This window comes from Thermodesulfomicrobium sp. WS, from assembly GCF_027925145.1.
GTDB lineage: Bacteria > Desulfobacterota > Desulfovibrionia > Desulfovibrionales > Desulfomicrobiaceae > Thermodesulfomicrobium.
This window is the reverse complement of record NZ_AP027130.1, coordinates 781,735-806,470: the sequence shown is the minus strand read 5'-3', so window position 1 is coordinate 806,470 and position 24,736 is coordinate 781,735. Positions and strand designations below refer to the sequence as shown.

At 63.9% G+C, this 24,736-nt stretch carries 24 protein-coding genes; 8 read left to right on the top strand and 16 right to left on the bottom strand.

Annotated features, from left to right (window positions below; genetic code table 11):
- Positions 1–25 precede the first annotated feature (25 nt).
- Positions 26–511 (top strand): hypothetical protein, encoded by a 486-nt coding sequence (locus tag QMF81_RS03925; protein WP_281752208.1) that lies wholly within the window; start codon positions 26–28, stop codon positions 509–511.
- Here QMF81_RS03925 and QMF81_RS03920 read toward each other — a convergent pair.
- The 9 genes from QMF81_RS03920 to QMF81_RS03880 form a co-directional block, all read right to left on the bottom strand.
- Complete coding sequence (locus QMF81_RS03920; RefSeq protein WP_281752206.1) at positions 505–864, bottom strand: NlpC/P60 family protein; 360 nt, start codon at positions 862–864, stop codon at positions 505–507. The two genes, QMF81_RS03925 and QMF81_RS03920, sit on opposite strands and share 7 nt — an antisense overlap.
- Positions 865–1,084: 220 nt before the next feature.
- A complete protein-coding gene (locus QMF81_RS03915) occupies positions 1,085–1,540 on the bottom strand; it encodes a single-stranded DNA-binding protein (protein WP_281752204.1) in 456 nt (151 codons plus the stop codon).
- Between the two features lie 10 nt (positions 1,541–1,550).
- A complete protein-coding gene (locus QMF81_RS03910) occupies positions 1,551–1,913 on the bottom strand; it encodes a hypothetical protein (RefSeq protein ID WP_281752202.1) in 363 nt (120 codons plus the stop codon).
- Positions 1,914–2,558 carry a biotin attachment protein gene (locus QMF81_RS03905; protein WP_281752201.1) on the bottom strand — a complete coding sequence of 215 codons (645 nt, stop codon included), beginning with the start codon at positions 2,556–2,558 and terminating at the stop codon, positions 1,914–1,916.
- A gap of 9 nt (positions 2,559–2,567) precedes the next feature.
- Positions 2,568–4,802, bottom strand: a complete 2,235-nt coding sequence (locus tag QMF81_RS03900) for an acetyl-CoA carboxylase carboxyl transferase subunit alpha/beta (RefSeq protein ID WP_281752199.1) — start codon at positions 4,800–4,802, stop codon at positions 2,568–2,570.
- A gap of 20 nt (positions 4,803–4,822) precedes the next feature.
- Positions 4,823–6,232: a biotin carboxylase N-terminal domain-containing protein gene (locus tag QMF81_RS03895; protein ID WP_281752198.1), complete on the bottom strand. Its 1,410-nt coding sequence runs from the start codon at positions 6,230–6,232 to the stop codon at positions 4,823–4,825.
- 2 nt (positions 6,233–6,234) lie between these two features.
- Positions 6,235–6,624 (bottom strand): PilZ domain-containing protein, encoded by a 390-nt coding sequence (locus tag QMF81_RS03890; RefSeq protein WP_281752196.1) that lies wholly within the window; start codon positions 6,622–6,624, stop codon positions 6,235–6,237.
- Positions 6,624–7,403 (bottom strand): flagellar motor protein MotB, encoded by a 780-nt coding sequence (locus tag QMF81_RS03885; protein ID WP_281752195.1) that lies wholly within the window; start codon positions 7,401–7,403, stop codon positions 6,624–6,626. Before QMF81_RS03885 ends, QMF81_RS03890 begins: the two co-directional genes overlap by 1 nt.
- Positions 7,351–8,106 carry a MotA/TolQ/ExbB proton channel family protein gene (locus tag QMF81_RS03880; protein WP_281752193.1) on the bottom strand — a complete coding sequence of 252 codons (756 nt, stop codon included), beginning with the start codon at positions 8,104–8,106 and terminating at the stop codon, positions 7,351–7,353. Before QMF81_RS03880 ends, QMF81_RS03885 begins: the two co-directional genes overlap by 53 nt.
- Before the next feature lie 32 nt (positions 8,107–8,138).
- Between QMF81_RS03880 and QMF81_RS03875 the strand changes: the two genes are divergently transcribed.
- Both QMF81_RS03875 and QMF81_RS03870 read left to right on the top strand, forming a co-directional pair.
- Positions 8,139–9,029 (top strand): purine-nucleoside phosphorylase, encoded by an 891-nt coding sequence (locus QMF81_RS03875; RefSeq protein WP_281752191.1) that lies wholly within the window; start codon positions 8,139–8,141, stop codon positions 9,027–9,029.
- Entirely contained in the window at positions 9,026–10,648 is a 1,623-nt protein-coding gene (locus QMF81_RS03870; protein WP_281752189.1) for a response regulator, read from the top strand. The genes QMF81_RS03875 and QMF81_RS03870 overlap by 4 nt, the downstream gene beginning before the upstream one ends.
- Before the next feature lie 36 nt (positions 10,649–10,684).
- Here the strand turns inward: QMF81_RS03870 and QMF81_RS03865 are convergent, their stop codons facing one another.
- From QMF81_RS03865 to QMF81_RS03840, 6 genes are all read right to left on the bottom strand, one after another.
- Positions 10,685–12,025, bottom strand: a complete 1,341-nt coding sequence (locus QMF81_RS03865; RefSeq protein WP_281752188.1) for a sigma-54 dependent transcriptional regulator — start codon at positions 12,023–12,025, stop codon at positions 10,685–10,687.
- Positions 12,022–13,137, bottom strand: coding sequence for an ATP-binding protein (locus QMF81_RS03860; protein ID WP_281752186.1), 1,116 nt, complete (start codon positions 13,135–13,137; stop codon positions 12,022–12,024). Before QMF81_RS03860 ends, QMF81_RS03865 begins: the two co-directional genes overlap by 4 nt.
- Positions 13,138–13,244: 107 nt before the next feature.
- A complete protein-coding gene (locus QMF81_RS03855) occupies positions 13,245–13,940 on the bottom strand; it encodes a hypothetical protein (protein ID WP_281752184.1) in 696 nt (231 codons plus the stop codon).
- Between the two features lie 3 nt (positions 13,941–13,943).
- Positions 13,944–15,218 (bottom strand): sulfite exporter TauE/SafE family protein, encoded by a 1,275-nt coding sequence (locus QMF81_RS03850; protein ID WP_281752182.1) that lies wholly within the window; start codon positions 15,216–15,218, stop codon positions 13,944–13,946.
- A gap of 57 nt (positions 15,219–15,275) precedes the next feature.
- Positions 15,276–15,710 carry a response regulator gene (locus QMF81_RS03845; RefSeq protein WP_281752181.1) on the bottom strand — a complete coding sequence of 145 codons (435 nt, stop codon included), beginning with the start codon at positions 15,708–15,710 and terminating at the stop codon, positions 15,276–15,278.
- A gap of 210 nt (positions 15,711–15,920) precedes the next feature.
- Positions 15,921–16,421, bottom strand: a complete 501-nt coding sequence (locus QMF81_RS03840; RefSeq protein ID WP_281752179.1) for a tetratricopeptide repeat protein — start codon at positions 16,419–16,421, stop codon at positions 15,921–15,923.
- 126 nt (positions 16,422–16,547) lie between these two features.
- On the opposite strand from QMF81_RS03840, the gene QMF81_RS03835 reads away from it, so the two are divergent.
- The 5 genes from QMF81_RS03835 to QMF81_RS03815 all read left to right on the top strand — a co-directional run bounded on the left by QMF81_RS03835 (position 16,548) and on the right by QMF81_RS03815 (position 22,752).
- Positions 16,548–18,158: a VCBS repeat-containing protein gene (locus tag QMF81_RS03835; protein WP_281752177.1), complete on the top strand. Its 1,611-nt coding sequence runs from the start codon at positions 16,548–16,550 to the stop codon at positions 18,156–18,158.
- A gap of 133 nt (positions 18,159–18,291) precedes the next feature.
- A complete protein-coding gene (locus QMF81_RS03830; protein ID WP_281752175.1) occupies positions 18,292–19,575 on the top strand; it encodes an outer membrane homotrimeric porin in 1,284 nt (427 codons plus the stop codon).
- A 196-nt stretch (positions 19,576–19,771) separates the two neighbouring features.
- Complete coding sequence (gene hisD, locus QMF81_RS03825; protein ID WP_281752173.1) at positions 19,772–21,070, top strand: histidinol dehydrogenase; 1,299 nt, start codon at positions 19,772–19,774, stop codon at positions 21,068–21,070.
- 2 nt (positions 21,071–21,072) lie between these two features.
- Positions 21,073–21,978: a phosphoribosylaminoimidazolesuccinocarboxamide synthase gene (locus QMF81_RS03820; RefSeq protein ID WP_281752171.1), complete on the top strand. Its 906-nt coding sequence runs from the start codon at positions 21,073–21,075 to the stop codon at positions 21,976–21,978.
- Positions 21,979–21,987: 9 nt separating this feature from the next.
- Positions 21,988–22,752 (top strand): enoyl-ACP reductase, encoded by a 765-nt coding sequence (locus QMF81_RS03815; protein ID WP_281752168.1) that lies wholly within the window; start codon positions 21,988–21,990, stop codon positions 22,750–22,752.
- A gap of 149 nt (positions 22,753–22,901) precedes the next feature.
- On the opposite strand, the gene QMF81_RS03810 is transcribed toward QMF81_RS03815, so the two are convergent.
- Complete coding sequence (locus QMF81_RS03810; RefSeq protein WP_281752167.1) at positions 22,902–24,719, bottom strand: flagellar hook protein FlgE; 1,818 nt, start codon at positions 24,717–24,719, stop codon at positions 22,902–22,904.
- Positions 24,720–24,736 lie beyond the last annotated feature (17 nt).

Below are 24,736 nucleotides of genomic sequence, written 5' to 3'. Positions count from 1 at the left end.
CTCGCAACAACATTTGAGGTCCGTCATGCCCCGCGCCATCGCCGTCCTTTTCCTAGCCTTCTGCGCTGCAGCCTGTGCGCACCTCAGCGTCATCCACCTCAGCAAGGCCCCATGGGTGCCTGGGACGGAAACCACCCTCTCCACCCGGCATTGGACCTTTGTCTTCCGCGGCGACTACCAGGACGGCCGCCTCGTGCTCCAGGGCGCGGCCCTGCCCCGGGAAGACGAGATTCCTTCCTGGGCCACCTGGGCCCAGGACCTGTGGATCCAAGTCTATCTCAGTGATGCCAGCGGCCGAGTACTGGCCAGTGATCTCCGCCTCTACCTTCCCCTGGATATCCGCAAGGGGGTGCCATTGGAGTTCCACCTCGCGCCCAAGAGCGTCGGCGCCGAAGGCCCCCTATCCGTTTCCTTTGGCTACCGCATGGAGCTGACCACCGCCCCCGGCGTGCGTCCCGAGGGGACAAAACCTCAAATCTTCTTTGCAAGCCAAGGGGCGCTCTTTCAGTAATCTGAAAGGACTCGGCGTACGGCCCGCAGCCGCGGCCACCAATAGGCATCCAGTTCCGACACCATCACGCCCCGGCTCCACGACGCATGGATGAAGCGGTTGGGATCCAAGAGGATCCCGCTGTGCGGACCGCCATCCCAAAAAAAGACCAAATCTCCCGCCCGCCGCCAGGCGGGGGCAACCCCGCTTCCGATCTCGGCCTGATCCAACGCGCGACGAGGCAGGGGAAGCCCCCACGCCTCTTCGTAGATACGCGCCACAAGCCCGGAACAGTCCACGCCCCGACGGTCCATGCCCCCTGCCCGATACGGGACGCCCACCCACGTCAAGGCAACTGCCTGCAGGCGCTCCACGGGAGAAGGGAGCGAAGGCGGAGGGGGCGGCGCCGGAGGCGGCACATATCGCCCCCCGCACCCAGCAACGAGGACCACCACGACGAGAAGGAGCCCGCGCCACCATCCACCACACCTGCGGCCCGAACTCCATGCCCGCGCCAACGGCATCCCCGCCATCATGCCCAGCGCCCCACACCACAGGCGCAACGTTTCCGCGCTGCCTAGGGGCGCTTGCATCCTAGAAGGGGACGTCATCCATCTGCGAGGCCTTGCCCGGGAACACCGGACCGGTGTCCTCTTCTTCCGATCCCTGGACCCGTCCCAGATCCGGTGCCGGTGCGTAACCGCCCTCGCCTGCAGGGCGGGAGTCCAGGCCCAGCACCCGGTCGGCGCGGATCTCTGTGGTCGCGCGGTCTTGGCCCTGGTTATCCTGCCATTTGCGGGTCTCCAGGCGACCTTCCACATACACCAATCGGCCCTTGGACAAATAATTGCCGCAAAACTCCGCCTGCTTGCCCCAGACCACGATACGATGCCATTCGGTGCGTTCCACCCGTTGCCCGTCTTTGGTGGTGTAGGACTCATCCGTGGCCAGCGAGAAATTGGCCACGGCCTGCCCGCTGGGGGTGTAGCGGAGTTCCGGATCCCGGCCCAGACGGCCGATGAGCATCACTTTGTTCAACGTTCCAGCCATGGTATTCTCCTTATGCCATCCGCGGCATCTGCCGCTCTACAAGGTCCAGGGCGTCTTCCACCGCGTCCGTGGCCGCCAGGGCGGCGTACACGTCCCACCGGCTCAAGGCGTCTTCCAATTGACGCCGGGCGGCCACCGCCGTCGGCACCCCCTTTTGCAAGACCGCCGCCACCTCGCCGGTGCGCGCGTCCCAGCGACCAAATTGCCGCAGGTCATCCAAGGCCTGCACCAGCTCGAGGACCCCACGCATGGGACACGGAAATGCAGGCTGATGCTCCTCGAAGGCGAGATTCCACAGCCGCGGCCAACGCCGCCGCACCTCGTCTTCCGAGGAGGTGCTTGCCTGCACTCGGATAGCCAGCGTGCGCCCCATCTAGACTTCCTCCCATTCGCTCTGCACCCGGGCCACCACGTCCTCGATGGTGGGGAGTTCGGATTCCGCACACACCCCGATGAGCGGCGCCCCGGCATCCACGGACTCTCCGCCTTCGAAATAGACCGCGTACACAATGCCGGATGGGCCGCTGTACCGCAAGGTGGTTTCCCGCTTCATGCGCGAGAGGATAAAGAGCTCCATCCCGTCTTCCACGCGCACGCTGCGGCTCCCCTTGGCCTTGACCTTGATGTCCACTTCTGCGGTAAAATAATATTTGCCTTTCTCCGGAGCGCAAAAAAGGTGCAAGGCCTCACGCAAAATGCGATCGAGCACCTCTTCCTTGGTGAGAAAGTGGCGGATACGCGCCAATTCTTCGCCCGCCTGCACAAAGGCGCCGTCTTTGTCCGTGGCCAGGGCAATCAACTCCCCTTTTTGCGGGGCGCACACCGGCCGCACCGCCCCTTCGCGCTCCAGACGCACGATGGCCGTGCCCGGCTTTTCCCGCCACGTCCCCGAAGGCCCAGACACCTGCGCCCCTGGCGCTGTCAGCGCAAAACGTGCGATCCCCGAGTGCGGGGCGCGCACGACGATTTCCTCGAAGGGAGACTCGTGAAGACGACGCAACATCTCTTTGACATCCATGGGGAGCTCCTAGCGGTAGTACAGGTTACGGCCGCCCATGGTCTTGAGCGACTGGATGAGGTTGGCGCGGATCTCGCGGCGATCCCAAATCCCCTGAATATGCCCGCGGGAGAGGGCCTGAAAGGCATTATGATAGTCCGGGGGGATATCCATTCCCGTGGTCTCGCGGATGACCCCACGGCCGGCAAAGCCGATATTGGCCGAGCGCACGGCAAATTGGTACGGCGAGCACCCGAGGAAGCTGGCCACCGGCCCGGCATAGGAGTTGGTGTCATAAAGCACCAGATACAGGCCCCCGGCCTCGATGTAGCGGCGCACGGCCATGGTGCAGCGTGGCATCTGGATGACGCCGTTGACCCCCTCCTGGATACGGATACCGGCCGTGCCGTGCACATACGCCAAAAAGGGGAGCTGCTTGCGCCGGGCGCGCTCAATGGCGCGGATGAACTTTTCCCCCTCGGCCGCGCCCACGGACCCGCCGCGGAAGGCCGCCATGAGCATGGCCACCATGACCAAGGTGCCTTCGATGCGCGCCTCGAAGGTCATGCAGGCGCTCTTGTGCCCGGTCTTCTTCTTGGCCTCGGCCAGGCGCTCGTCAAAGCCGGGGAATTTCAGCGGATTGATGGACTCCACATCGGCGAAGAATTCGTCGATGGAGCCGGGATCGAAGACATTGTGGAGATACCATTGGTACTCCATGGGAAAATGGTGCCCGCAAAAGCTGCACACCCCGGCAAAGTCGCCAAACAGGTCCGGGGCCCATTGATCGAGGCAGCCGTGTTTGCGCGCCCCAGGACACGGGATGGCGCGGTCTTGCTTGGCCTGAGGGCTCACGTACTGCCAGCCTTCCTGACCTCGCCCCTCGTCCCAGGCCGAGAGCTGCACCAGCTCCGCCGCTGGCTCCGGCTTGCGCGAGAAGGCCTCCTGGATACGGTTCCACCAGCGCGCCGGCCAGCTCATGACCACCTGCATCTCCGCATGCACGTCTTCGGCCAGCTCCGTCACCTTTTTCTGGTGTCGGCCCAGCAGCTCATAGCGGAAATACGAATAGATACCGCCCAAGGCATCGGCCGCCTGCGTCATGGCCTTTTTCCACACATGCCGCTCTTCCTTGTAGGCATGCTGGGCCATGCGCCGGAATTTCTTGTACCGACGCCACAAAAGCCGCTCCTTGGCGGCAGCGTCCAGGTTCCAACGCACATACACATCGAGCACGTCGGAGCCCCGGTGCCGCTTGAGGGCCCAGGAACGGAAGAGCCGCAGGTTGCTCACCTCGAGGACGATTTCATCCGTGGAGGCGATCACCGCCTTGCGCAGCTTGCGAAAGAACTCGTAATGCTCGGGCCGGGCCCCCAGTTCCGGCTCATGGATCACCCAATCCACGTAGCCCATGGCGCGGTTGTCGTCGGCCGTCATCTTGAGGGCCTCGGCGCAGCGGGCGATGAGCTCCGGGGTGGCGCGCTGGCCTTCCTTGAGCCGGCCTTCGATGGCGGCCGCGCCTTCGGGCGAGATGACCGAATAGTAGCCATGGGACATCATGATGCGGGTGTCCGCCAGCCCAATGGCCTCGGCCCCGCCGGAGCCGCCCTCGGAAATGACCGCCACGATGGGGACCTTGAGCCCCGCCATCTCGTAGAGATTGCGGGCGATCTGCTGCGCTGCCCCGGGGTAGTCCTCGATGGGATATGAGCCGGGGGTGAAGATGTAGGTGTGGATGGGGATGTTCTCGGTCTCGGCCACCTTCATGTAATGCAGGGCCTTGGCGTTGCCCCACGGCTTGACCGAGCCGCCGTTGCGGAATTCCTGGCCATGGCCTTTTTCCTGGCCGATGACCATCACCGCCTGGTTGTAGGTCTTTTTTCCCCGCTTGCGGGTGATGTAGGCACGGGCGATGAGCATGCTGGGATCAATACTATATTCATCCTGGCCGCCGATCTCGGTATAGTTGTCGTAGACGTTCTCCAGGATATCCTTGAGACAGATGCGCTGCGGGTGCCGAACGATGCGCACCTTATGTATCGGAGTGAGCTGCCGCTCCAATTTGCGTTCCAAAAACCCAAAGAGGTCCTCCAAGGTCTTGAGCTGACGAGCGGCTTCCTCGGCAGACAAGTGCATATACCGGGCGCAATACTCCTCATACCGGGCAGTGAGCAGATCCACGTCCGGATTCTGTTCGCAAGCGAAGATATCTTGAATATACCGGAGCCGGGTACCCAGCTCCTGGATACGTTTGTCACGGTCCATGCAAAGCTCCTCAATCGGGGCTAAAAAGCCAGAAGATCCAGGGTATGGCGCTTCAAAAAGGCAATGTTGGAGCGCAACGGCTCACCGGCGGCGTTTTCGCCCAAAAGCTCCAAGTGCTCCAAAAACTCCAATCCGCGCGCCTTGGCCTCGGCCAGGTCCTTGCCCCAGACAATGGCCAGGGCCAAATTGGGATCGAAGTCCGTGGGAATCTCATAGGGCCGGTCCTGAGGCACCTGGGTGTGCACCGAAAGCCACGGCTGCGGCTGCCAGGCAAAGCGGGTGATGCGCCCTACCCAGGGGGCAAAGCGGTTGTCCGGGTCTTCGGCGATGATGCGGTACTCGATGGCCACGCCCTCAAAGGAGATGTCCTTTTGCGTGTAGCCCAGGGGCGCGCCCAGGGCGGTGCGGATCTGCTCGGCGATGAGGTCCACCCCGCCTTTGCGGCGGATCCGGGCAATACGCGCCGACACCCCGTTTTCCACCTGGATGCGGGTGTTCACCTCCATGAGGAAGGGCTGGCCGGTGGGGCTTACGATCCACTCCCAGGTGCCCACGCTGTCATAGCGCACCTCGCGGGCGATGCGCAGGGAATATTCCGTGATGTCGTCCAGGACCTTTTGCGCGTCGAAGGCGTAGCGCAGGCTGCCTGGATCAAACCCCGGCGCCACTTCGATGCGCTTTTGCCGCCCTGTGGACTGCACGGTGCAATTGCGGGTCCCGAAATGCACCGGGTCTTTGCCGGTGCGGTCTGCAAGGATCTGGACTTCCAAGTGGTTGAAATCGAAGATGCGCTGCTCGATGAGCACCCCTTCGTCCCGGAATTGCCGGCGGGCGTAGTTTTTGATGCGCCGAAGCACGGTGCGGAATTTTCCGAGGTCGTCCACCTCCTCGATCCCCATGCCGCCGCCGCCGGCGGAGGCCTTCACCAGCACCACCGGCTGCTTGACCCCTATCTCCGCCTGAAAGGCGAAAAGCGACTCCGCCATCTCCTCGGCTTCGAGGTCATCGGTGATGGGGCGATCGGACCCCGGCACGGTGGGCACGCCCAACCGCCGCGCCAGACGCTTGGTGTTGATCTTGTCTCCCAGCTCCCGGATCACCTGCCAGGACGGACCGATGAACTGGAGCTTGCGCGTCCGCTGCACCGCCCGGCGGGCAAAACGAAAATCCTCGGCAAAGAACCCGTACCCCGGATGCACGGCAGTGGCGCCGCTGGCATCGGCCACGGCAAAGATTTCGTTGGCATCCAGATAGGAACTGATGCGGTACAGGGCGCCGCCCCAGGTGCGGGCCAAGGTGCAGTGCTCGCTGTCCTGGTCGGCCTCAGTGAACAGGGCCACAAAGGCATGGCCCAATTTGCGGCACGCCTCCATGATGCGGATGGCGATCTCGCCGCGGTTGGCGATGAGAATGGTATGTCGTTCCTGCATAGCTATCCATCTTCGGTTTGCGCCTTGCGGCGGGCGATGGCGGCCTTTTCCAACTCCAGGACGAACCCGTCCAAAGCGGCCTCGGCGCGCCAATGGGGATGAAGAAAACGAAAGGCCGTGGTCCGCTCCCCCACGCGCACCACTTGCGCGGCCAATTGACGGAAGCGGACCTCGCCGTCCTCGAGCAGGTCCACCTGCACGCTCTGTCCCTCGTGCCAGGGGCCCACCTCTTCCACGGCGAAGCCACAGGCGCTTATATCCTTGAGGGCAACCAAGCAAGCGCCGTTCAGGCGCGCCGCAACCCCCTGCGGGCGCTCGACACGAAAGGCCTGACGCGGGTAAGACGTCTGCGGTTGGTACTTGAGACACAGTCCGTCGAGTTCATCCACCATCACCGACCTCCAATCATTTTTTCCAGCACGAATTCCACGCGCCGGTTGCGGGCGCGGCTTGCCTCGTCGGTTTCGGGGAGGATCGGCTGGGAATCCGCCAGCCCCATGGCGGACAGCCGGTTGGCGGAAATCCCCATCTCCATGAGGGTCCGCAGCACCGCCACGGCCCGCAAGGTGGACAGCTCCCAATTGTCCCGAAACCGAGACCCCGGCGCCAGGGGGGTCGAGTCCGTGTGTCCCACCACCAGCACCCGCTGGTCCGGCACCTGGATGAAAAAATCCCGCAGTCCCGCCACAGCCCGACGCCCCTCGGGGGTGAGCTCGGCCTGGCCCTTGGGGAAGAGCACCGCCTCGGGAAGCACCAGGGTGATCTTGCCGGCCTCCAGCCGGGCCCCCACGATGCCGGCGAGACCATGCTGGGTGGCGTACATGTTGAAATCCGAAAACACCTGCTGCTGGTGCTGCTCGAGCTCGCGCAGCATGCGCACCTCGTCCACGAACACCCCGCCTTCGTTCTCCAGGACCTTCACCCCGGAGCCTTTGCCCCCCATCTCCTCCAGGGCCACGCGCACCGAGAAAAACGATTGCTCAAATTTGCGCGAATCCAGGGTGCTCATGGAATAGAGGAGCACGAAAAAGGTGAGCAGCAGCATGGAGAGGTCCGCCAGGGTGGTCTCCCACGCGGCCTTTTCCTCCACCTCCTCTTCCTCGGGGATCAGGGGCTCGTCATCGGACGGATCGACGTTCTTTGGGGGGGACGAAGGACGAGAGTTTTTCATACACCAGCCTTGGGTTGTTATTCTCGAGAATGCATTTGGCGCCTTCAAAAATGATCTCCAAATGCAGCCGCTCCTCCAGGGATATGGACCGAAGCTTTCCGGCGATGGGTAAAAAGATCATGGTGGACATGAAGGCGCCGTAAAAGGTGGTCAGAAGCGCCACGGCCATGGCCGGGCCGATACTGTTGGGGTCGTTCAAGTTGGTGAGCATCTGCACCAAGCCGATGAGGGTGCCGATCATGCCCAGAGACGGGGCATACATGGAGGCGCGTTTAAATACGTCCTGCGTGTTGCTGTGGCGGCGGTTCATGGAGGCGATCTCGAAGCGCACGGCATCGCGGATGACCCGGGGATCGGCATTGTCCGCAATGAGCTGGCAGGCCTTCTGCAAAATCTTGTTGTCCGTTTCCACGCGCTCCAAGGCCAAGAGCCCGTCGCGGCGGCTGATCTCCGCCACCTGCACCATGACGTTCACCACGTCGTTGGCCGTCACCCGGCGTCGGCCAAAGACCTTCACCACCGAGAGTACCGCCTGCCACACCTCGTGCAGCGGAAAATTGACGCAGATGGCGGCCAACGTCCCGCCCACCACGATCATCAGGCTGGGAATATTGATGAAGATGGCCACCGCGCCGCCCCACCAAATGGCCCCAAAGACCAGGGCCAGCCCAAAGAGGAGCCCTAAAAGCGTTGCAAAATCCATGGGAAGATCCTTATACTCACGAAGATGCTTCTTTGATCCGTACCCAAGGAGCCACAGTGCTGTCCAGCATCCCCCTCCCAGAAGACGCGCCCCCTTTTTCCCGTGCACGGCGCGCGGCCGCGTGGCTGCGTGAACACCTCCACCACCCCTGTCCGGCCACGGTGGTGGTGGCCGGAAGCGGGCTCGGGGAAGTGCTCAGCGCAGACGCCGAAATCCTCGAGCGCATGGCGTATCCCGAAATCCCCGAATTCCCCCGCTCCACGGCCCCAGGCCACGCCGGGGAACTCATAGTACTGCGCCTGCGCCATACCCCAGTGGCCCTGCTCTCAGGCCGCTTTCACCTCTACGAAGGCTACACTTCCCGACAAATCGTGCGGCCGCTGCGCGCTTTGGGCCTTCTCGGGGCACGCCGCGTGGTGCTCACCAACGCCGCCGGCGGCCTCAACCCGCTCTTTGCGCCAGGAAGCCTCATGGCCATCACCGACCACATCAACTTCACTGGCCACAGCCCGCTTACGGGCCCCAATGACGACGCCGTGGGGCCGCGGTTTCCCGACATGAGCCAGGTCTACTGCCCGCGCCTTCGCGCCCGTGCCCTCACCGCAGCCATGGAGGCCCAGATCCGCCTGGAGTGCGGGGTGTACGTGGGCATCACCGGCCCCCAACTGGAGACCCCGGCGGAAACACGTATGTTCCGCACCCTGGGGGCAGACGCCATCGGCATGTCCACCGTGCTCGAAGCCATTGCCGCCCACCATATGGGCATGCAAATTCTCGGCATCTCCTGCATCGCCAATCAAAACCTGCCCGATTGCATGGAAGCGGTATCCATCGAGACCATCCTCGCCCAGGCCGCCCAAGCGGGCAAGGCCCTTCGCCGCCTGCTTGATCACCTCATCCCCACCCTGGAGGAAGCCCCATGAGCGAAGCCGCCTGCGTACTCAAAGAAATCGCCGACAACGTGGCCAAAAACGACGCCATCAAGGCGCAATTGGTCCTCGACTACCTCCCCCATCTCGACGAGGCCACCCAGGCGCAAGCCTTGGGCATCCTCGCCAAGGCGCGCCCCGCCATGGCCGTCCCCCTGGCGGCAAGACTCGCCGACACCCAGCCGGATTTGGTGGAACGCCACGTTGTGGTGCGCGAGATCCTCGCCATCAAGCTCCTTGGCGAACCGCACGTGCTCGAAACCGTGCTGCCCGCCCTCGGCCCGCGGGCCTTGGAGTTGGTGCTCGGCATTGTGGCGGAGCTCAAGTTGGAGGCGGCCACGGAGCCCTTGCTGGAATTCATGGCAACCCTCACCGAGCCCGACCGCATCGAGGTCGTGATCCGCACCCTCGGCGAGATCGGTGATCCGGTGGCCACCAACGCCCTGGGCGACTTCCTCTACTCCGGCAACCGCAAACTCATCATCGCCGCCATCCGAGCCCTGGGGAAAGTCGCCACCCCCACCGCCATGCGCCGCCTGGCCGAGCGCATGGGCACGGACAACCAGCTGGACATCCTCATCCTCGACATCTTTGCCCGGGTGCAGGACACCACATCCCTGGAAAAACTCAATGAGGCCATGCGCTCCCATTTCGCCCACATCCGCACCTACGCCAAAAAGGCCCTGGTGGAGATCGGCGCCAAGGCGGTGCCGCTGCTCACCGACAATTTGCGCTACGACGACCCGGACCTCGTCATCCATACCCTGAACGTCCTGGGGGACATCGGTGACGCCGCGGCCATCGCCCCCATCCGCAAGCTCCTGCATACCCAGCCCAAAAACCCCAACGTGCGCTTCGCCGCCTACGAGGCCTTGGGGCTGCTCCCCTTGGACAAAGGGGCCTACGTGCTCACCCAGGGGCTGCTTGACCCCGTAGAACACGTGGCCGTGGCCGCGGCCCGGGCCGTGGACCGCAATTTCACCCCCATCCTGGGCGCAGGCATCAAGAACATGGCTGCGGCCGACGACGACGCCGCCCGCATCGTCCGTACCGTGGTGCAGGCCCATGCCGGCCGGGTTTTCCTTTCTTTGGTGGACGACGAGCGCCTGGCCGCCATGCTCCTCGACGCAGTGCAGCACGCCCACCAGGACACCAAGGACTACTTCTACGGCTTGCTCAAGGAAAACGGGTATTCGGAACTCGCCCTGCGCCTGGCGGCCCCCGAAGCCACAGCGCAGCCCCGCCCCACCATCGTGGCCGTGGACGACTCGCGCATGATCCTTTCCATCTACAAAAACACCCTGCACGAACTCGGCTTCGAGCCGGTACTCTTCGAATTCCCGGCCAGCGCCCTGGAATGGCTCGAAGGCAACACCCCAGCCATGGTGCTCACCGACCTCAACATGCCGGATATCACCGGCATCGAGCTTACCCGCCGCATCCGCGAGCGCTTCCCCAAGGAGGCCCTGCCCGTGCTCATGGTCACCACCCAAAACGAGATGAACGACCACAAGGCCGCCCTGGAGGCCGGGGTCAACGCCATTGTGAACAAGCCGTTTACTCCACAAAGCCTCATGGAGGCCATGCGGCCCTATCTCGAAAACGCCCAGTAGAGACAGGCCCCGAGCAACCTCGATGCCACGCCGTGGCTACGCAGCAGCGCCGCCGGATTCCAGGCGGCGCAGTTTTTCCCGCAAGGTCTTGCGGTCAATGCCCAAGATCTCGGCTGCCTGGGACTTGTTGCCGCCCACATGCGCCAGTACCGCGCGGATGTGTTCGGCCTCCACTTCCGCAAGGCTGCGGGGCACAAAGGCCGTCTCCCGCTGCGGCACGGCCCGCATATACGCAGGCAAGTCCCCGCATCCAATGGTGTCGCGATCCACCAAAAGCACCAGACGGTGCACGAGGTTTTCCAGCTCGCGCACGTTGCCGGGCCACGCATAGCGCAGCAAGGCGTCCAAGGCCGCATCGTCGAAGCGCGGCTGCGGCCGCCCCAGCTCCTGGGCAAAACGCTGGCAGAAAAAATGCGTAAGGAGCAGCACGTCCTCGCCGCGCTCCCGCAGCGGCGGCACCCGGATTTCCAGCACCTGGATGCGATAGAACAGGTCTTCCCGAAACACCCCCTGGCGCACCAAGGCGGCCAAGTCCTTGTGGGTGGCGGCCAGGACCCGGGCATCGGCCACACGCGGCCGCGACGACCCCACCAGGCAAAACTCCTTGTTCTGCAGCACCCGCAGCAGCTTGGCCTGAAGGCTGGGGCTGGCGTCGCCGATTTCATCGAGGAAGATGGTCCCTCCTGCAGCAATCTCGAAAAAACCGGCCCGGGATTTGGTGGCCCCAGTAAAGGCCCCCTGCACATGGCCGAAAAGCTCGCTCTCCACGAGGCTTTCGGGGATGGCCGAGCAATTGACCGGCACAAAGGCCTGGGCGCGGCGCGGGCTCTGGTAATGGATGGCCCGGGCCACCAGTTCCTTGCCGGTGCCGGATTCCCCGGAGATGAGCACCGTGGCCGCAGATGCCGCGGCCTTGTGGATGAGGGCAAACACCTGGCGCATGGCCTCGGAGGCCCCCAAAAGCCCATCCGGGGCCGGGACATCCGCCGCCATGAGCCGGCGGCGGCGCACCCGCTGCGCCAAGCGTTCCACGGCAGCCACGAGCTCTTGGGCAGTAAAGGGCTTGGCCAGATACTCCGCGGCCCCATCACGCATGGCGTGCACCGCTCCCTCCACCGAAGGATAGCCGGTGAGCATCATGATCTCCGTGTCCGGGAAGTGCTCGCGCACCGTGCGCACCACGGCCAGGCCGTCTTCCCCGGGCATGCGCATGTCGGTGATGACCACGTCCGCCGGTTCGCGCGCAAGCAGGGCCATGGCCTCGGCAAGACCTGCCGCCGTGCGGACCACGTAGCCGTGGGGCGCCAAGACCCGGGCAACGACCTCCAGGGTGGCGGGATTGTCATCAATGGCCACAACGCGCAGTTCCTCGCTCACACGCCCTCCGCACCGACGCTCTCTTCCCACAGCGGAAAGACCATCTCAAAGCGCGAGCCCACACCGGGCGTGCTCTGCACATCGATGGTCCCACCGTGGGCCGAGACAATGCCATGCACCACCGCCAGCCCTAGGCCCGTGCCGCCGTCCGGTCCCTTGGTGGTGAAAAAAGGATGAAAGATCTGGCGCAAAACTTCCGGACTCATGCCCATGCCCGAGTCCTCCACCGCCACCACGGCGTTGCCTGCTTCCGCGTAGGCGACCAGACGCAACACCCCGCCCGTGGGCATGGCGTGGATGGCATTCACCGCCAAATTCACCACGGCCTGCACCAATTGGCCGGCGTCTGCCTGCACCACCGGAGCACCATCCACCGTCACCTCGAGCACGACGCCATGCCGCTCGGCGCTGGCAGCCACCAAGTCCCGCGCCTGGCCTATGACGTCGGCAAGCTCCACCCGCTGCCGCTGCAACGGCATCTGGCGGCCGAAGACGAGGAGTTTCTTGATGATCTCCCGGCACTGCATGGCCGCAGCCTCGATGCGCGCCAGATCCCGGCGCACCGACTCCGGTACCCCTGGAGTGGCGGCGGCCAGTTGCGCAAAGCCGAGGATGTTGGCCAGGGGCTCGTTGAGCTCATGGCCAAGGCCTGCGGCCAGTTGCCCCACCTTGGCCAGCCGGTCGGCCCGGCGTACCTGCGCCTCCAGCTTGCGGCGGGCCGTTTGCGCCTCCTTCTTGGCGATGAGGGAAGAGAGCTGCAGGGCCACCTGATCGAGAAGGCGCCGGTCTTCCGCCCGCACCCAACACTCCTCCCCGCCCAGGCGCAGGCTGCCGCGGCGCACACCCTGCACCACCAGCGGCGCGAGGTGGTGCGCATCTTCGGACATGTCCCCCGCGGTCCATGTCTGGCCATCCAAGCGCACGGCCACGGCGAGGGCCTGCGGATGGGACAAGGCCTCCCGCACCATTGGCGGCACCTGGGCGACCACGGCGCTCACCTCGGCCTCGGAATCGAGAAAGTGCAGCGTCAAGGCGTGCAGGCACGCCAAGGCGCGGTGGGCGGCCGCAAGTTCCTGGGCCGGGGTACACGCATACGATGGGGATGGCGGCATGAGGCATCGCTCTCCTGGTATTCCCAAGCTCCTACCACGCAACCGCCCCCCTGAAAAGCACACGGCGCGAGGTCTCCCCCGCGCCGCGCACCGCACTTTCCTTGCGGCTAGTGGCTGATCTTGAGCCCCCAACCCTCGAAGAGAAAGAGGATCGAAAAACCATACCACATGGTGTAGACAACGTAGAATGCCAGAGAGAAGAAGACGATTCCCCATTTATCCCCGATCTTTTCCGCCTGCACTTTGTAGTAATTGTATGCCGGCTCCACAACCTTGGATTTCACGGAATAGGCAACCTTGGCATCGGCGAAGCGTTTCTGATCCTTGAGCGCCTTGTCGAGTCCTTCCAAGAACACGAACCAATCGTACAATGCCTGGCGTTCATCCTTCTGGGCATACGCAGGATATTTCTTCTGCAACGATGCGCCATCATTGTGATACATGACATCGGCATCAGCAAGGCAGGAATCGATAATCGCCTTGTAATTTCCCTGGACATTGATTTTACTTCCTTGCGCTGTCGCCGTAACTCCAGAGGTCTGCAGAATAGTGGCCATGGCCTGTGCCTGGGATTCACTCTTCATGGAGACGACAGCATCGAGAGTCTCTGAGCCCAAAGAAGCGGATTTCTCTTTCATTTCTGGGACATAATATGCAGATCCCTTGGAAATGGAGTTATAGAGGTTGTCGAGATATGCCATGGCGTTATGGCCGTCCCACAGCGGCATGAACATGGCAAAGAGCACTACGAAAAACAGGGCCAGCAGGACAAAGCCCAAGGTGAATTCCTTCTTGCTGTGCATGGCTTAGGCCTCCCCCTTGAGGGTTTTGATGTTCATGAAAAAGGCACCGAACACCCACAGCCCAAACAAGCCGATGGTCACGAAGAAAAGCCACATGCCCACGGTGTCGATCATGGATGCCGTGGCCTTGTCGAGCGAGATCCACCCCATGGCCACGAGCTTCTTGGGCAGGGCAAAGGCCCGGTTGACGAAGCCGGCCATGACCGAGAGGGCGAAGAAGCCGCGAATGGTAATGCCGGGCACCACCTTGGTCACCAAGGCGCCCACCTGAATGCCGATGAGCGAACCCAAAAGCATGCCCATGGCCAGGGTGTAGAAGATAAAGCCGTAGATGGCGTACTGGGTGATGGCACCGTAGCCGGCGGTAAACACGATCTGGAAGATATCCGTGCCCACGGTGGTCAGCGACGAGACGCCCAGCACGTACACGAAGATGGGGAAGGTGAGAAAACCGCCGCCCACACCCATGATGCCGGCAGCCATGCCCACGAGAGCGCCGGAGAGGATGAGAAACCAGCACGAGATCTTGCGGCCGCCGGGAATGATCCCCTGGTCGAAGGTCACCATGGGGGGCAGGGTCACGGTTTGGAGCCGCTGGGCCAACGGGGTGAGTCCAGCGCCTTCGCGGCCCTCATGCGGACCGGCGGCCTTGCCGCCCTTCTTGGCGCTGAAGTAGTCGTACATGCCGTAGAAGCCCAAGAACCCGAGCATGAAGGTATAGACAATGGTGATGAAGGCGTCACTCAAGACCGGGTTGATGTCGTAGAGCGCCCGGTTGATGCCTGCGCCCACGGTGGTGCCGATGACGGCGCCGATGATGAAGATCACCGCCAGGGGCACCGAGACGTTGCCCATTTTGCGGTGGAGCACGGAGCCCATGATGGCCTTGGCAAAGATATGAAAGAGGTCCGTGCCCACGGCCAGGATACCCTTCACCCCAGCGCTCATGAGCGCCGGGGCGATGATGAAGCCGCCGCCGGCGCCGATACAGCCGGAGATGAGCCCGGCGCCCATACCCACGGCGATGGACACCAAAAAGATGAACAGGCTATAGTACGACGGCCCATACGCCTCTTTGCCGCCAATGAACCCCGGAAGGGCTTGGCTGACTTCCTCGGCAAAGGCCACGCTGCCCACGATCACCGGCACCAAGAGCAGCCCCAACAGGGCCAGACGCCGACGGTCCCCCATGATGACGCGGGCATTGTCCAGCTCCCACCGGGCGAAACTTCGTGATCCCTCCACCATCAATTTTCCGAAATCCCGAAAAAATCCCATGTCGTCCTCCTTTGCTGTTTGGGCGAAAACCGCCACATACCTCCCGTAGGCGTCTTCCTAGTCCTGACGGCAGCTCTGGGCCGCCAGCCGGGCGTCGAGGATCTTCTCCTCATGCTCGCGCTTGCGGCTGACCGCGGCCCGAATCTTGGCATCCAAGATTTCCACCGGACAGGGCTTGAGCAGATAGTCGAAGGCACCCTGCATCATGCCGTCCACGGCATCGTCCATGGTGGCGTGGGCCGAGAGCATGATGACCTCCACCAAGGGATGCTCGGCCTTGATGCGGCGCAGGGTTTCCAGGCCGTCCATGCCCGGCATGCGCACGTCGAGCACCACCACCTCGATCTCCGGGTCCGCCGCCAGGCAGGCCAGGGTCTCCAGGCCGCTGTGGGCCGTGCGCACCCGCATGCCGCGCACCGACAAACGCTTGCGCATGATCTCGGTGAATTGGGCATCGTCATCCACCAGCAGGACATTGGCCGCAACAAGCATGACGCCTCCTTGATTTCACCCAAACAAAGGCTGTGCCAAAAAAGAACAACACGTTGAACTTTCAGGAAATTCTACAGAACCCCCAAACGCCTCGTCACCACACGTCTCTCACCACACCCATCAAAATCGAAGAATATGCGATGGTTCGATGCACCGGGCGCATCCATAGCCCTGGAGAAAAACGCCCCATGCGGGGAAAACCACCCCACCTCACCCCACCAGGGGTTCCACTGCAGCCACCATGGCCGATACATCCACCGGCTCGCCGCTTTCCGCCAGGGCGCGCCACAGGTTGATTTCGCGGGTGAGGGCAATATTGTCCGGGTCCATGAAGCCTTCCCAGGCCGCCAGGGCCTTTTCCACCTGGCCGCGCTGGGCGTAGCTCAGCCCCAGGTAGGCTCGGGCCAGGGGATCTGCCGGACGGTGACGGACGGCCAGGGCCAGGGTGTCCTTGGCCTGGAGAAAATCCCCCAGCTTGTAGAAGCAGATGCCCAGGCGCACCCGGGCCTCGTGGTGATCGCGCTGGGTGCGCAGCACCGCACGGTAGCGCTCCCGGGCCAGGGCGAAATCCCCGCTGGCAAAGGCCGCGTCTGCGGCGCGCACCTCGGCGTCGAGGCCGGAGAGCGGCGATTGGGGGGCCACACGCCGCACCAAGCCGAAAAGCAGCTCCCGCCGGGTCACCATGGCAGGACCTCGCCGGACTGCAAGCATGCCTGCGTCCACACGCCCAAACACTTCCGTCGCAGCGAGCAATTGACAACCATCGCCAACCCCTCCAAGAAGAAAAACGCTTCGCGGCCGCATCGGGCCGCCTTTGTGCTATCCAGGGAGGACTTCATGTTCAAGCGCTTGATCCTGCTTCTCGTGGCGGCCCTCGCATGGGCCACGCCCCTGTGGGCGAAAACCTTCGCGGTGCTTCCCTTTACCGTGCACGGCCCCAAAGAATACCAATACCTTTCCCAGGGCATCCCCAGCATGCTCACCTCGCGCCTCACCCGGCCAGGCTCCCTGGATGCAGCGGAGGCGAGCCGCGTGCGTGCCGCAGCCCCCACGGCGCCTGCGGACGCCACGGCCGCCGCGGCCATCGGCAAAAAACTCGGCGTGGACTACCTGGTGTGGGGAGCGGCCACCATCATGGGCGACTCCTGCAGCCTGGATATCCAGCTTGTGGACGCCCAGGGCGCTGCCACGCCCTTTGCGGTACAGACTCCGCTGTCCGGGGTCATTGCGGCGCTCGAAGGCGTCGCCACCCGCATGGATGCCCACATCCACGGCCGCGCCCTGCCGCCGGCAGCCACTACCGCCGTGGCAGCGCCCAATCCAGCCATCATCGTCAATGAGTCCCAGCCCGGGGCCTACGCCAACCCCTCCCTCAAGTACCAAAACGCCGACACCACCGAGGGCCGCTGGCGCAGCCAGGCCCTGCCCTTCGCCTCCCGCGGCATGGTGGTGGCGGACGCCGACGGCGACGGCGCTCATGAAGTCTTCATCGTCACCGAAGAGGCGCTCTTGGCCTACCGGGTAACGGGTGGCGAGCTGCGCAAGGTGGCGGAGACCCAATACCCCGGACGCCTCGAGGTGCTGCGCATCTCCGCCTTCGACATCGAGCGCGACGGCAAGACGGACATCATCCTCACCGGCATGGACGGCAAGGCGGCCTTTTCCACCATCTACACCCTCAAGGGGGGCGCCCTCCAGGTGAAAGAAGACCATATCCCCTTCTTCCTGGCCACGCTGAATCTGCCGCCCGACTTCACGCCCACCCTGGTGGGGCAGAAGATCGGCACCACCCGCTTTTTGGAAAGCCAGGTGAACACCGTGGTGCGCAGCGGCGGCAGCCTCACCCTCGGCCCGCCGGTGGCCCTGCCCGCGGACGGCAACATCTTCAACGTGCAGTTCCTGCCGGACGAAGGCTCCCACAAGGTGATCCTCGTGGACGGTAGCGACAAGCTCCGGGTGTACTCGCCGGCAGGTTCGCTCTTGGCGGTCACGGACGAGACCTACGCCGGCTCCAACATCGCCATCGACAAGCAGGAGGCCGCGCCGGGACTGCGGCCGTACACGGAAAAAGACATGCCCCTTGCCGCGCTCTTCATCCCCATGCGCATGCTCCTCACCAACCTCGACCGCGACAAGCGTTTTGAACTCCTGGTGGGCCGAGGGCTTTCGGTGTCCGCCCAGATCTTCTCCAACTACCGCGACTATCCTCAGGGCGAGATGCACAGCCTCTACTGGGACGGCGTGGGCCTGGCCCTGCAGTGGAAGACGAGCATCATCAAGGGGACCATCACCGACTACGCCCTGGCGGACCTGGACGGCGACGGCCGCCTGGACCTCACCGTGCTCGTCAACACCCACACCGGGCTCCTGGGCACCCAGTCCAAACGCACAGTGCTCCTGGCCTATCCCCTGGATACCAGCGGCGTGGGCGCAGCCCGGGGGCAGTAAAAAAAATTGGACCAAAGCCCAAAAAAACGCAAAAAAGGGCTTGCTTTTTGGACCGGCCTTCCCCTAAAGGTGAGGCCACGGCGTCAGCCGAAGTTTTTCGTAACGCAACCCCAATTGCAAAAGGAGGAACACCATGAAACGTTTTGCTTGTGCCGCTCTCTTGGCCAGCATGCTGTTCGGCGCGGCCTGGAGCGCCTCCGCCGCTGAGCTCAAAACCCGCGGCAGCATTGATGTGTACGGCCAGTGGTCCCAGAACCTCTATGACTTCAACTCGGATGTCTCCGATCCCGACAACCACTCCATCAACCAGCGCGTGCGCATGTACTTCGACTACGTGGCCAGCCAGAACCTCAAGGGTGTGGTGGGCTTCGAGATCGACACCGACTGGGGCTTTGACGCCGGCTTCGGCACCGACCAGTCCAACCGTGGTTCCAGCACCAGCACCACCGGCTCTGTCGAAATCAAGCACGCCTATATTGATTTCACCTATCCAGACTCGGTGGTGAACATCAAAGCGGGCATGCAGGCAGTGGCCCTGCCCGGCGTGTTCGGCTCCCCCATCTTTGACGACGACGCCCCGGCCATCGTGGTGAGCGCGCCCATCAACGACATGTTCGCCCTTACTGCAGGCTTCATGCGTGGACAGGACACCAACACCGACAACATCGTCTCCACGCCAAAAGACAAAGAGCTCGACGCTTCCTTCCTGGCGGCTCCCATCAAGCTCGACGGCTTTGCCATCACCCCCTACTTCGCCTACGGCTGGGTGGGTGAAGATTACAAAACTTCCGAGGCCTACAACGTCTGGTGGTTGGGCGCCAATGCCGAACTCACCATGTTCGATCCGCTGACCTTTGCTGCGGACCTCATGTACGGCTCCACCTCCGGGCTCGATGAGAACGACCACGGTTGGTACGGCGCCCTGGCCGCTTCCTACAAGTTCGACATGGTCACCCCCACCCTGTTCTTCACCTATGCCTCGGGTGACGACGACGACGCCACCGACGGCTCCGAGATCATGCCCACGCTCTCCGAAGGTTGGGCCATCTCGCCCATGACCGGTGCCCGCGCCTTCTCCACCACCTGGGATACCTGGGGACTTACCGGTCTGCCGCAGGAAGCCGGCCTTGGCATGTGGACCGTGGGCCTCAAGCTCGACAAGATCAAATTCATCGATAACCTGACCCACACCCTGGTGATTGCCTACCTGAAGGGTACCTCGGACCAGGATTCCGCCCAGCTCTTCGACGAAGATTCCCATGCCTGGGAAGTGTACTTCGCCAACACCTACAAGATCTACGAGAACCTCTCGGCCATCGTGGAGTTCGACTACTTCGCTCCCAGCTTCAACGACGACAAGATGGAAGACGAAGATCCCTCTGCCTTCGTGGCCGCGGGCTTCAAGTACAAGTTCTAAGCGTTGGGACTCTGACACCCAAGGCCAGGGGAAACCCTGGCCTTTTTTTGTGCCACGCTCCGCAGGCCGCGGTGGTGCCGCAGGCAACGCCCGTGGCGTCAGGGCCGTTTACCCTGCGCCATTTGACTTGCCCCGGCCGGACGGCATAGAAGGCGGGCTTTCCAGCAACACGCCATCTTTTTGCCAAGGATACCCCATGCCCATTCGTGTGCTTTCCCATCCTCCCCTGCCCGAGCTGCGAGCCTGGCTTGCCGGCCGCGGGGCGCCGGGGGCGGACATGGCGGCGCTCGAGGCCCAGGTGCGCGAGGTCCTCGCCACGGTGCAGGCCGAAGGCGACGCCGCGGTGGCCCGGTACACGGCCCGTTTCGACTGGTCCGGCGCCACGGCCCAGACCATCCGCGTGCCCGAGGCGGACATCGCCTCCGCACCAATTCCCGCGGCCGACGCCGCGGCCATCGCCGAAGCCGCAGCCCACATCCGCGCCTTTCACGAGCGCCAGCGCCAAAACTCCTGGTTCACCCACGCCCCAGACGCCATCCTCGGCCAATTGGTGCTGCCCGTAGGCCGCGCCGGGCTGTACGTCCCGGGCGGCACGGGCGGAGACACCCCGCTCATCTCCAGCCTGCTCATGACCGCCATCCCCGCCCAGGTGGCCGGGGTGCCTTCCCTTGCCGTGGCCACCCCGCCGCGGCCGGACGGCACGCTGAACCCGTATCTTCTGGCCACGGCCCGGATGCTGGGCATCACCGAGATCTACCGCATGGGCTCGGCCTGGGCCATCGCGGCCCTGGCCTTGGGCACGGAGACTATTCCTGCGGTGGACGTCATCGCCGGGCCGGGCAACATCTACGTGACCACGGCCAAGCGTCTGGTCGCCGGGAGCGTGGGCATCGACATGATCGCCGGGCCGAGCGAGATCGCCATCCTGGCGGATGCTTCGGCCACAGCGCAGCACCTGGCCGCGGACATGCTCTCCCAGGCGGAGCACGACCCCCTGGCCTCGGCCCTGCTTTTCACCCCGGATCAGTCCCTGGCCCGGGCCACGGCCGCGGAGCTGGAGCGCCAATTGGACGAACTGCCCCGCGCCGAGCTCGCCCGCAAGGCGCTGGCCGATTGGGGAGCCATCGTCCTGGTGCCGGATTTGGCCACGGGCATGGAGTGCATCAATGCCCTGGCCCCGGAGCACGTGGAACTGGCCGTGGCCGACCCATGGGCCTTGGTGCCGCAGGTGCGCCACGCCGGGGCGGTGTTCCTCGGCCACACCACCCCGGAGCCCGTGGGCGACTACTTCGCCGGCCCCAACCACGTGCTCCCCACCCTGGGCACGGCCCGCTTCGCCCAAGCCCTCTCGGTAGCGACCTTTTGCAAGACCACGAGCCTCGTGGCCACCGGCCCCGCGTACGTGGCCCGGCACGGGGCCACCATCGCCCGGCTGGCACGGCTGGAAGGTCTCGAGGCCCATGCCCGCAGCATCGAATCCCGCTTCAAGGAGTAGCCATGCGCGTCGTCACCCAGACCCGGTTTCCGGGACTCGAACTCCTCTCCCGCGGCAAGGTGCGGGACATCTACGCCCTGGACCCCGAGCACCTGCTCATCGTCACCACGGACCGCATGTCCGCCTTTGACGTGGTGCTGGGCGAGCCCGTGCCCTACAAAGGCGTGGTCCTCAACCAGATCACCGTCTTTTGGATGCGGATGTTCGAAGACCTCACCCCCAACCATTTGGTGGCCACGGAAGTGACGGATTTTCCACCGGCCCTGGCGGCCTTCGCCGATGACCTGGAGGGCCGGGCGGTGGTGGTGCGCCGCGCCAAACCCCTGCCCATCGAGTGCATCGTGCGCGGCTACCTCACCGGCTCCGGCTACAAGGACTATCTGGCCACCGGCAGCGTGTGCGGCCACAAGCTCCCCGAAGGGCTGCCCGAGGCGGCCAAACTCACCCCGCCGCTCTTTACGCCCTCCACCAAGGCCGAACTGGGCGAACACGACGAAAACATCACCGTGGCCTCGGCCAAGGCCCGGGTGGGCGAGGGCCTGGTGCGCCGGGTGCAGGAGATCGCGCTTGCCATGTACGAACGGGCCCGGGCCTATGCGGAGGAGCGCGGCATCCTCATTGCGGACACCAAATTCGAGTTCGGGCTCCATGACCGGGACCTCATGCTCATCGACGAGGTGCTCACCCCGGACTCCTCGCGCTTCTGGCCCAAGGAAGGGTATGCGCCGGGATTGGTACCGCCGAGCTTCGACAAGCAATACCTGCGCGACTGGCTGTCGGCCTCCGGCTGGGACAAGCGGCCGCCAGCGCCGAAAGTGCCCGAAGAGATCATCCTCCAGACCCAACGCCGCTACCTGGACGCCTACCGCATCCTCACCGGTAGCCCCCTTGCCATCCCCAACCCATAGGAGATCACCATGCTCGTCCACGGAAAGAAAGCCCTGATCTTCGGCGTGGCCAACGACAAGAGCATCGCCTACGCCATCGCCAAGGCCCTCAAGGAGGGCGGCGCCACCATCGGCCTGAGCTACGCAGGCGAAGCCCTCAAGAAACGGGTGGAGCCCATCTGCGCGGAGCTGGGCGGCGAACTGCTCTTCCCGTGTGATGTCACGGACGACGCCGCCATCGCCGCGGCGGTGGATACGGTGCGCGCGGCCTGGGGGAGCGTGGACATCCTGGTGCATTCCATCGCCTTTGCCAACCGCGACGACCTCAAAGGCCGCTACATCGACACCAGCCGCGAGGGCTTCCGCCTGGCCCTGGACGTCTCCGCCTACTCCCTGGTGGCCCTGGCCCAGGCCTTCGAGCCGCTGCTCTCCCCTGGGGCCTCCATCATGACCATGACCTACTACGGCGCGGAAAAGGTCATCACCAATTACAACGTCATGGGCGTGGCCAAGGCAGCCCTGGAGGCCAGCGTGCGCTACCTGGCCATGGACTTGGGGGAAAAGGGCATCCGGGTCAACGCCATCAGCGCCGGGCCCCTCAAGACCTTGGCGGCCTCGGGCATCTCCGGCTTTCGCAGCATCCTGCAGACCATCGAGGAGCGGGCGCCGCTAAGGCGCAACATCACCCAGGAGGAAGTGGGCAAGGTGGCGCTCTTCCTCGCCTCGGATCTGGCCAGCGCCGTCACCGGCGAGGTCATCTACGTGGACAGCGGCTACCACATCATGGGCATCTAACCCTGCCATCAGCCCTGCCACCAACACAACACCCCGGAAGCGCACCATGCAGTAATCGTGATGGACCATGCCACTGCCATCAGCCCCGCCACCAGCACAAAAAAACCCCGGCAAGCCCCGGGGTTTTGTGTTGGCCTGTCCTCCAGGTCTTAGCGCTTGAGCTGGATGAGGGTGTTCATGAGGTTTTCCGTGGTGGTGATGGTCTTGGAATTGGCCTGGAAGCCCTTTTCCGTGGTGATCATCTTCACGAATTCCGTGGCAAGGTCCACGTTGGACTGCTCCAGGGCGTTGGAGGCGATACTCCCCTTGCCGCCGGTATTGGCCAGGCCGGTGATGGCCGGGCCCGAGGCGCGGGTCTCGGAGAAGAGATTGCCGCCCTCCCGGTACAGGCCGTAGTTGTTGTTGAAGGTGGCCAGGGTCAGGGCGTAGAGTTGCTGCACCTGCCCATTGGAGTAGCGGCCGGTGAGCACGCCATCCCGGTCCACGGAGATACTCTGGAGAAAGCCCGCGGCATAGCCGTTCTGGGACTGGTACACCGTGGTGGACGCCGAGCTGTAGCTCGTGGTGCGCAGGGCATTGGCCTCCACCGAGGCAAAATTGTTGATGGTGGCAAGGGCCGCCTGCATCTGGGCCGGTGTCGTCACCGGGCCGCCGCTATTGCCGGTCTGCATCAATTGCCTGAGTGCATCCAAAGTAGCCAAGCCTCCGGACCAGTTGGTGGCCTTGTTGCGCAGTCCGAAATTGATCTCGATGTTGGCCGGAGAGTTGTCCGTCAAAGTAAGATCCTTGGGCGGAATATTGGGCGTCGCCGCACTATCGTCCGTAGCCGTGATGCTGCCATTGGCCTTGCCCAAGAAGTTGGCGGTGCATACGGGAAATCCGTTCTTGGAAAAATTGGCCGGCGTCCAGTTGGTGATGGCGCTGGCATCGGTGGCAAACGTCCCCGCTGTGGGCGGGGGGCCAGGCGTCGGTTCCGTGCCGCCCGTGCCGTTGTAGGGGTTATTGATGGTAAAGGCGCTCATGCCTTCCAGCTCACCGGTGGCATTGAAGGTCAGGGTGCCGGCCATGAGGATGCCCCGCTTGGAGGTATCGGTCTGCACCGCCCAAAACTCCCGGTTGTCCTCATTGGGGGGCACGGCCACGATGTATTCCCAATAGCGCTTGCCCCCAGCATTGTCCGTCACGTCAGGGTCGTTGATGGGGTCCATGTACACGGTAAGGTTATGGGCGCCGCCGTTTTCGTCATAGACCTTGATGGTGGTCTGGTAGGCATAGCGGGCATCGCCCAAAGGAACACCGTCCACGGAGTTGGCGTCGTAGGCGTCGAACATGGCGGTAAAGGGCGTGCCATCAAACGGGGTCGTGGTTGGCGGGTCCCCATCCTCCACGGAGCGGTCCACGGCCCGGGAATCGAGGTTCAAGATGAGGTCCACCCGACTGGTGGCCTGGGGGGGCGACTGGAAGTTCTCCAGCTTGATGTCCGTGGGCACGCCCACGATCTTCACCGTGGCGCTGGGGGCGGACGTCTCGGTGGTGGACACCACCTCGCTCGTGTCGTCCGATTGGATGGCCCAGCCCTGCAACCGGTAGCCATGGGGGTCCACGAGATAGCCGTCTTTGTCGAAGCGGAACGAGCCGGCCCGGGTGTAGTAGTTGGTCTCTTCCCCAGGCGGGACCACGACGAAGAAGCCGTTCCCGCCAATGGCCAAATCCGTGGCCTCGTTGGTGGTCTCCAAAGAGCCCTGGGAGAAATCCCCCATGACCGCGCCCATGGCCACGCCACGGCCCACCTGCCCCACGCCGTTGGCCACGGAGATGGTCTGGCTCAAGGTGTCCTCGAAGTACGAGCGCGAGGCCTTGAACCCGATGGTGGAGATATTGGAGATATTGTTGCCGATGACCGACATGTCCTCACCGTGGACACGCAGTCCACTGGTCCCCGCATACATGGAAGCTGACAGGCCCATAGGTCCCTCCTCTTCTT

Bases quoted from the DNA above. Each gene is read 5' to 3' on its own strand.
- QMF81_RS03925 (WP_281752208.1), top strand. From the start codon at position 26: ATGCCCCGCGCCATCGCCGTCCTTTTCCTAGCCTTCTGCGCTGCAGCC.
- QMF81_RS03915 (WP_281752204.1), bottom strand. From the start codon at position 1,540: ATGGCTGGAACGTTGAACAAAGTGATGCTCATCGGCCGTCTGGGCCGG.
- QMF81_RS03910 (WP_281752202.1), bottom strand. From the start codon at position 1,913: ATGGGGCGCACGCTGGCTATCCGAGTGCAGGCAAGCACCTCCTCGGAA.
- QMF81_RS03905 (WP_281752201.1), bottom strand. From the start codon at position 2,558: ATGGATGTCAAAGAGATGTTGCGTCGTCTTCACGAGTCTCCCTTCGAG.
- QMF81_RS03900 (WP_281752199.1), bottom strand. From the start codon at position 4,802: ATGGACCGTGACAAACGTATCCAGGAGCTGGGTACCCGGCTCCGGTAT.
- QMF81_RS03895 (WP_281752198.1), bottom strand. From the start codon at position 6,232: ATGCAGGAACGACATACCATTCTCATCGCCAACCGCGGCGAGATCGCC.
- QMF81_RS03890 (WP_281752196.1), bottom strand. From the start codon at position 6,624: ATGGTGGATGAACTCGACGGACTGTGTCTCAAGTACCAACCGCAGACG.
- QMF81_RS03885 (WP_281752195.1), bottom strand. From the start codon at position 7,403: ATGAAAAACTCTCGTCCTTCGTCCCCCCCAAAGAACGTCGATCCGTCC.
- QMF81_RS03880 (WP_281752193.1), bottom strand. From the start codon at position 8,106: ATGGATTTTGCAACGCTTTTAGGGCTCCTCTTTGGGCTGGCCCTGGTC.
- QMF81_RS03870 (WP_281752189.1), top strand. From the start codon at position 9,026: ATGAGCGAAGCCGCCTGCGTACTCAAAGAAATCGCCGACAACGTGGCC.
- QMF81_RS03860 (WP_281752186.1), bottom strand. From the start codon at position 13,137: ATGCCGCCATCCCCATCGTATGCGTGTACCCCGGCCCAGGAACTTGCG.
- QMF81_RS03855 (WP_281752184.1), bottom strand. From the start codon at position 13,940: ATGCACAGCAAGAAGGAATTCACCTTGGGCTTTGTCCTGCTGGCCCTG.
- QMF81_RS03850 (WP_281752182.1), bottom strand. From the start codon at position 15,218: ATGGGATTTTTTCGGGATTTCGGAAAATTGATGGTGGAGGGATCACGA.
- QMF81_RS03845 (WP_281752181.1), bottom strand. From the start codon at position 15,710: ATGCTTGTTGCGGCCAATGTCCTGCTGGTGGATGACGATGCCCAATTC.
- QMF81_RS03840 (WP_281752179.1), bottom strand. From the start codon at position 16,421: ATGCTTGCAGTCCGGCGAGGTCCTGCCATGGTGACCCGGCGGGAGCTG.
- QMF81_RS03835 (WP_281752177.1), top strand. From the start codon at position 16,548: ATGTTCAAGCGCTTGATCCTGCTTCTCGTGGCGGCCCTCGCATGGGCC.
- QMF81_RS03830 (WP_281752175.1), top strand. From the start codon at position 18,292: ATGAAACGTTTTGCTTGTGCCGCTCTCTTGGCCAGCATGCTGTTCGGC.
- hisD (WP_281752173.1), top strand. From the start codon at position 19,772: ATGCCCATTCGTGTGCTTTCCCATCCTCCCCTGCCCGAGCTGCGAGCC.
- QMF81_RS03820 (WP_281752171.1), top strand. From the start codon at position 21,073: ATGCGCGTCGTCACCCAGACCCGGTTTCCGGGACTCGAACTCCTCTCC.
- QMF81_RS03815 (WP_281752168.1), top strand. From the start codon at position 21,988: ATGCTCGTCCACGGAAAGAAAGCCCTGATCTTCGGCGTGGCCAACGAC.
- QMF81_RS03810 (WP_281752167.1), bottom strand. From the start codon at position 24,719: ATGGGCCTGTCAGCTTCCATGTATGCGGGGACCAGTGGACTGCGTGTC.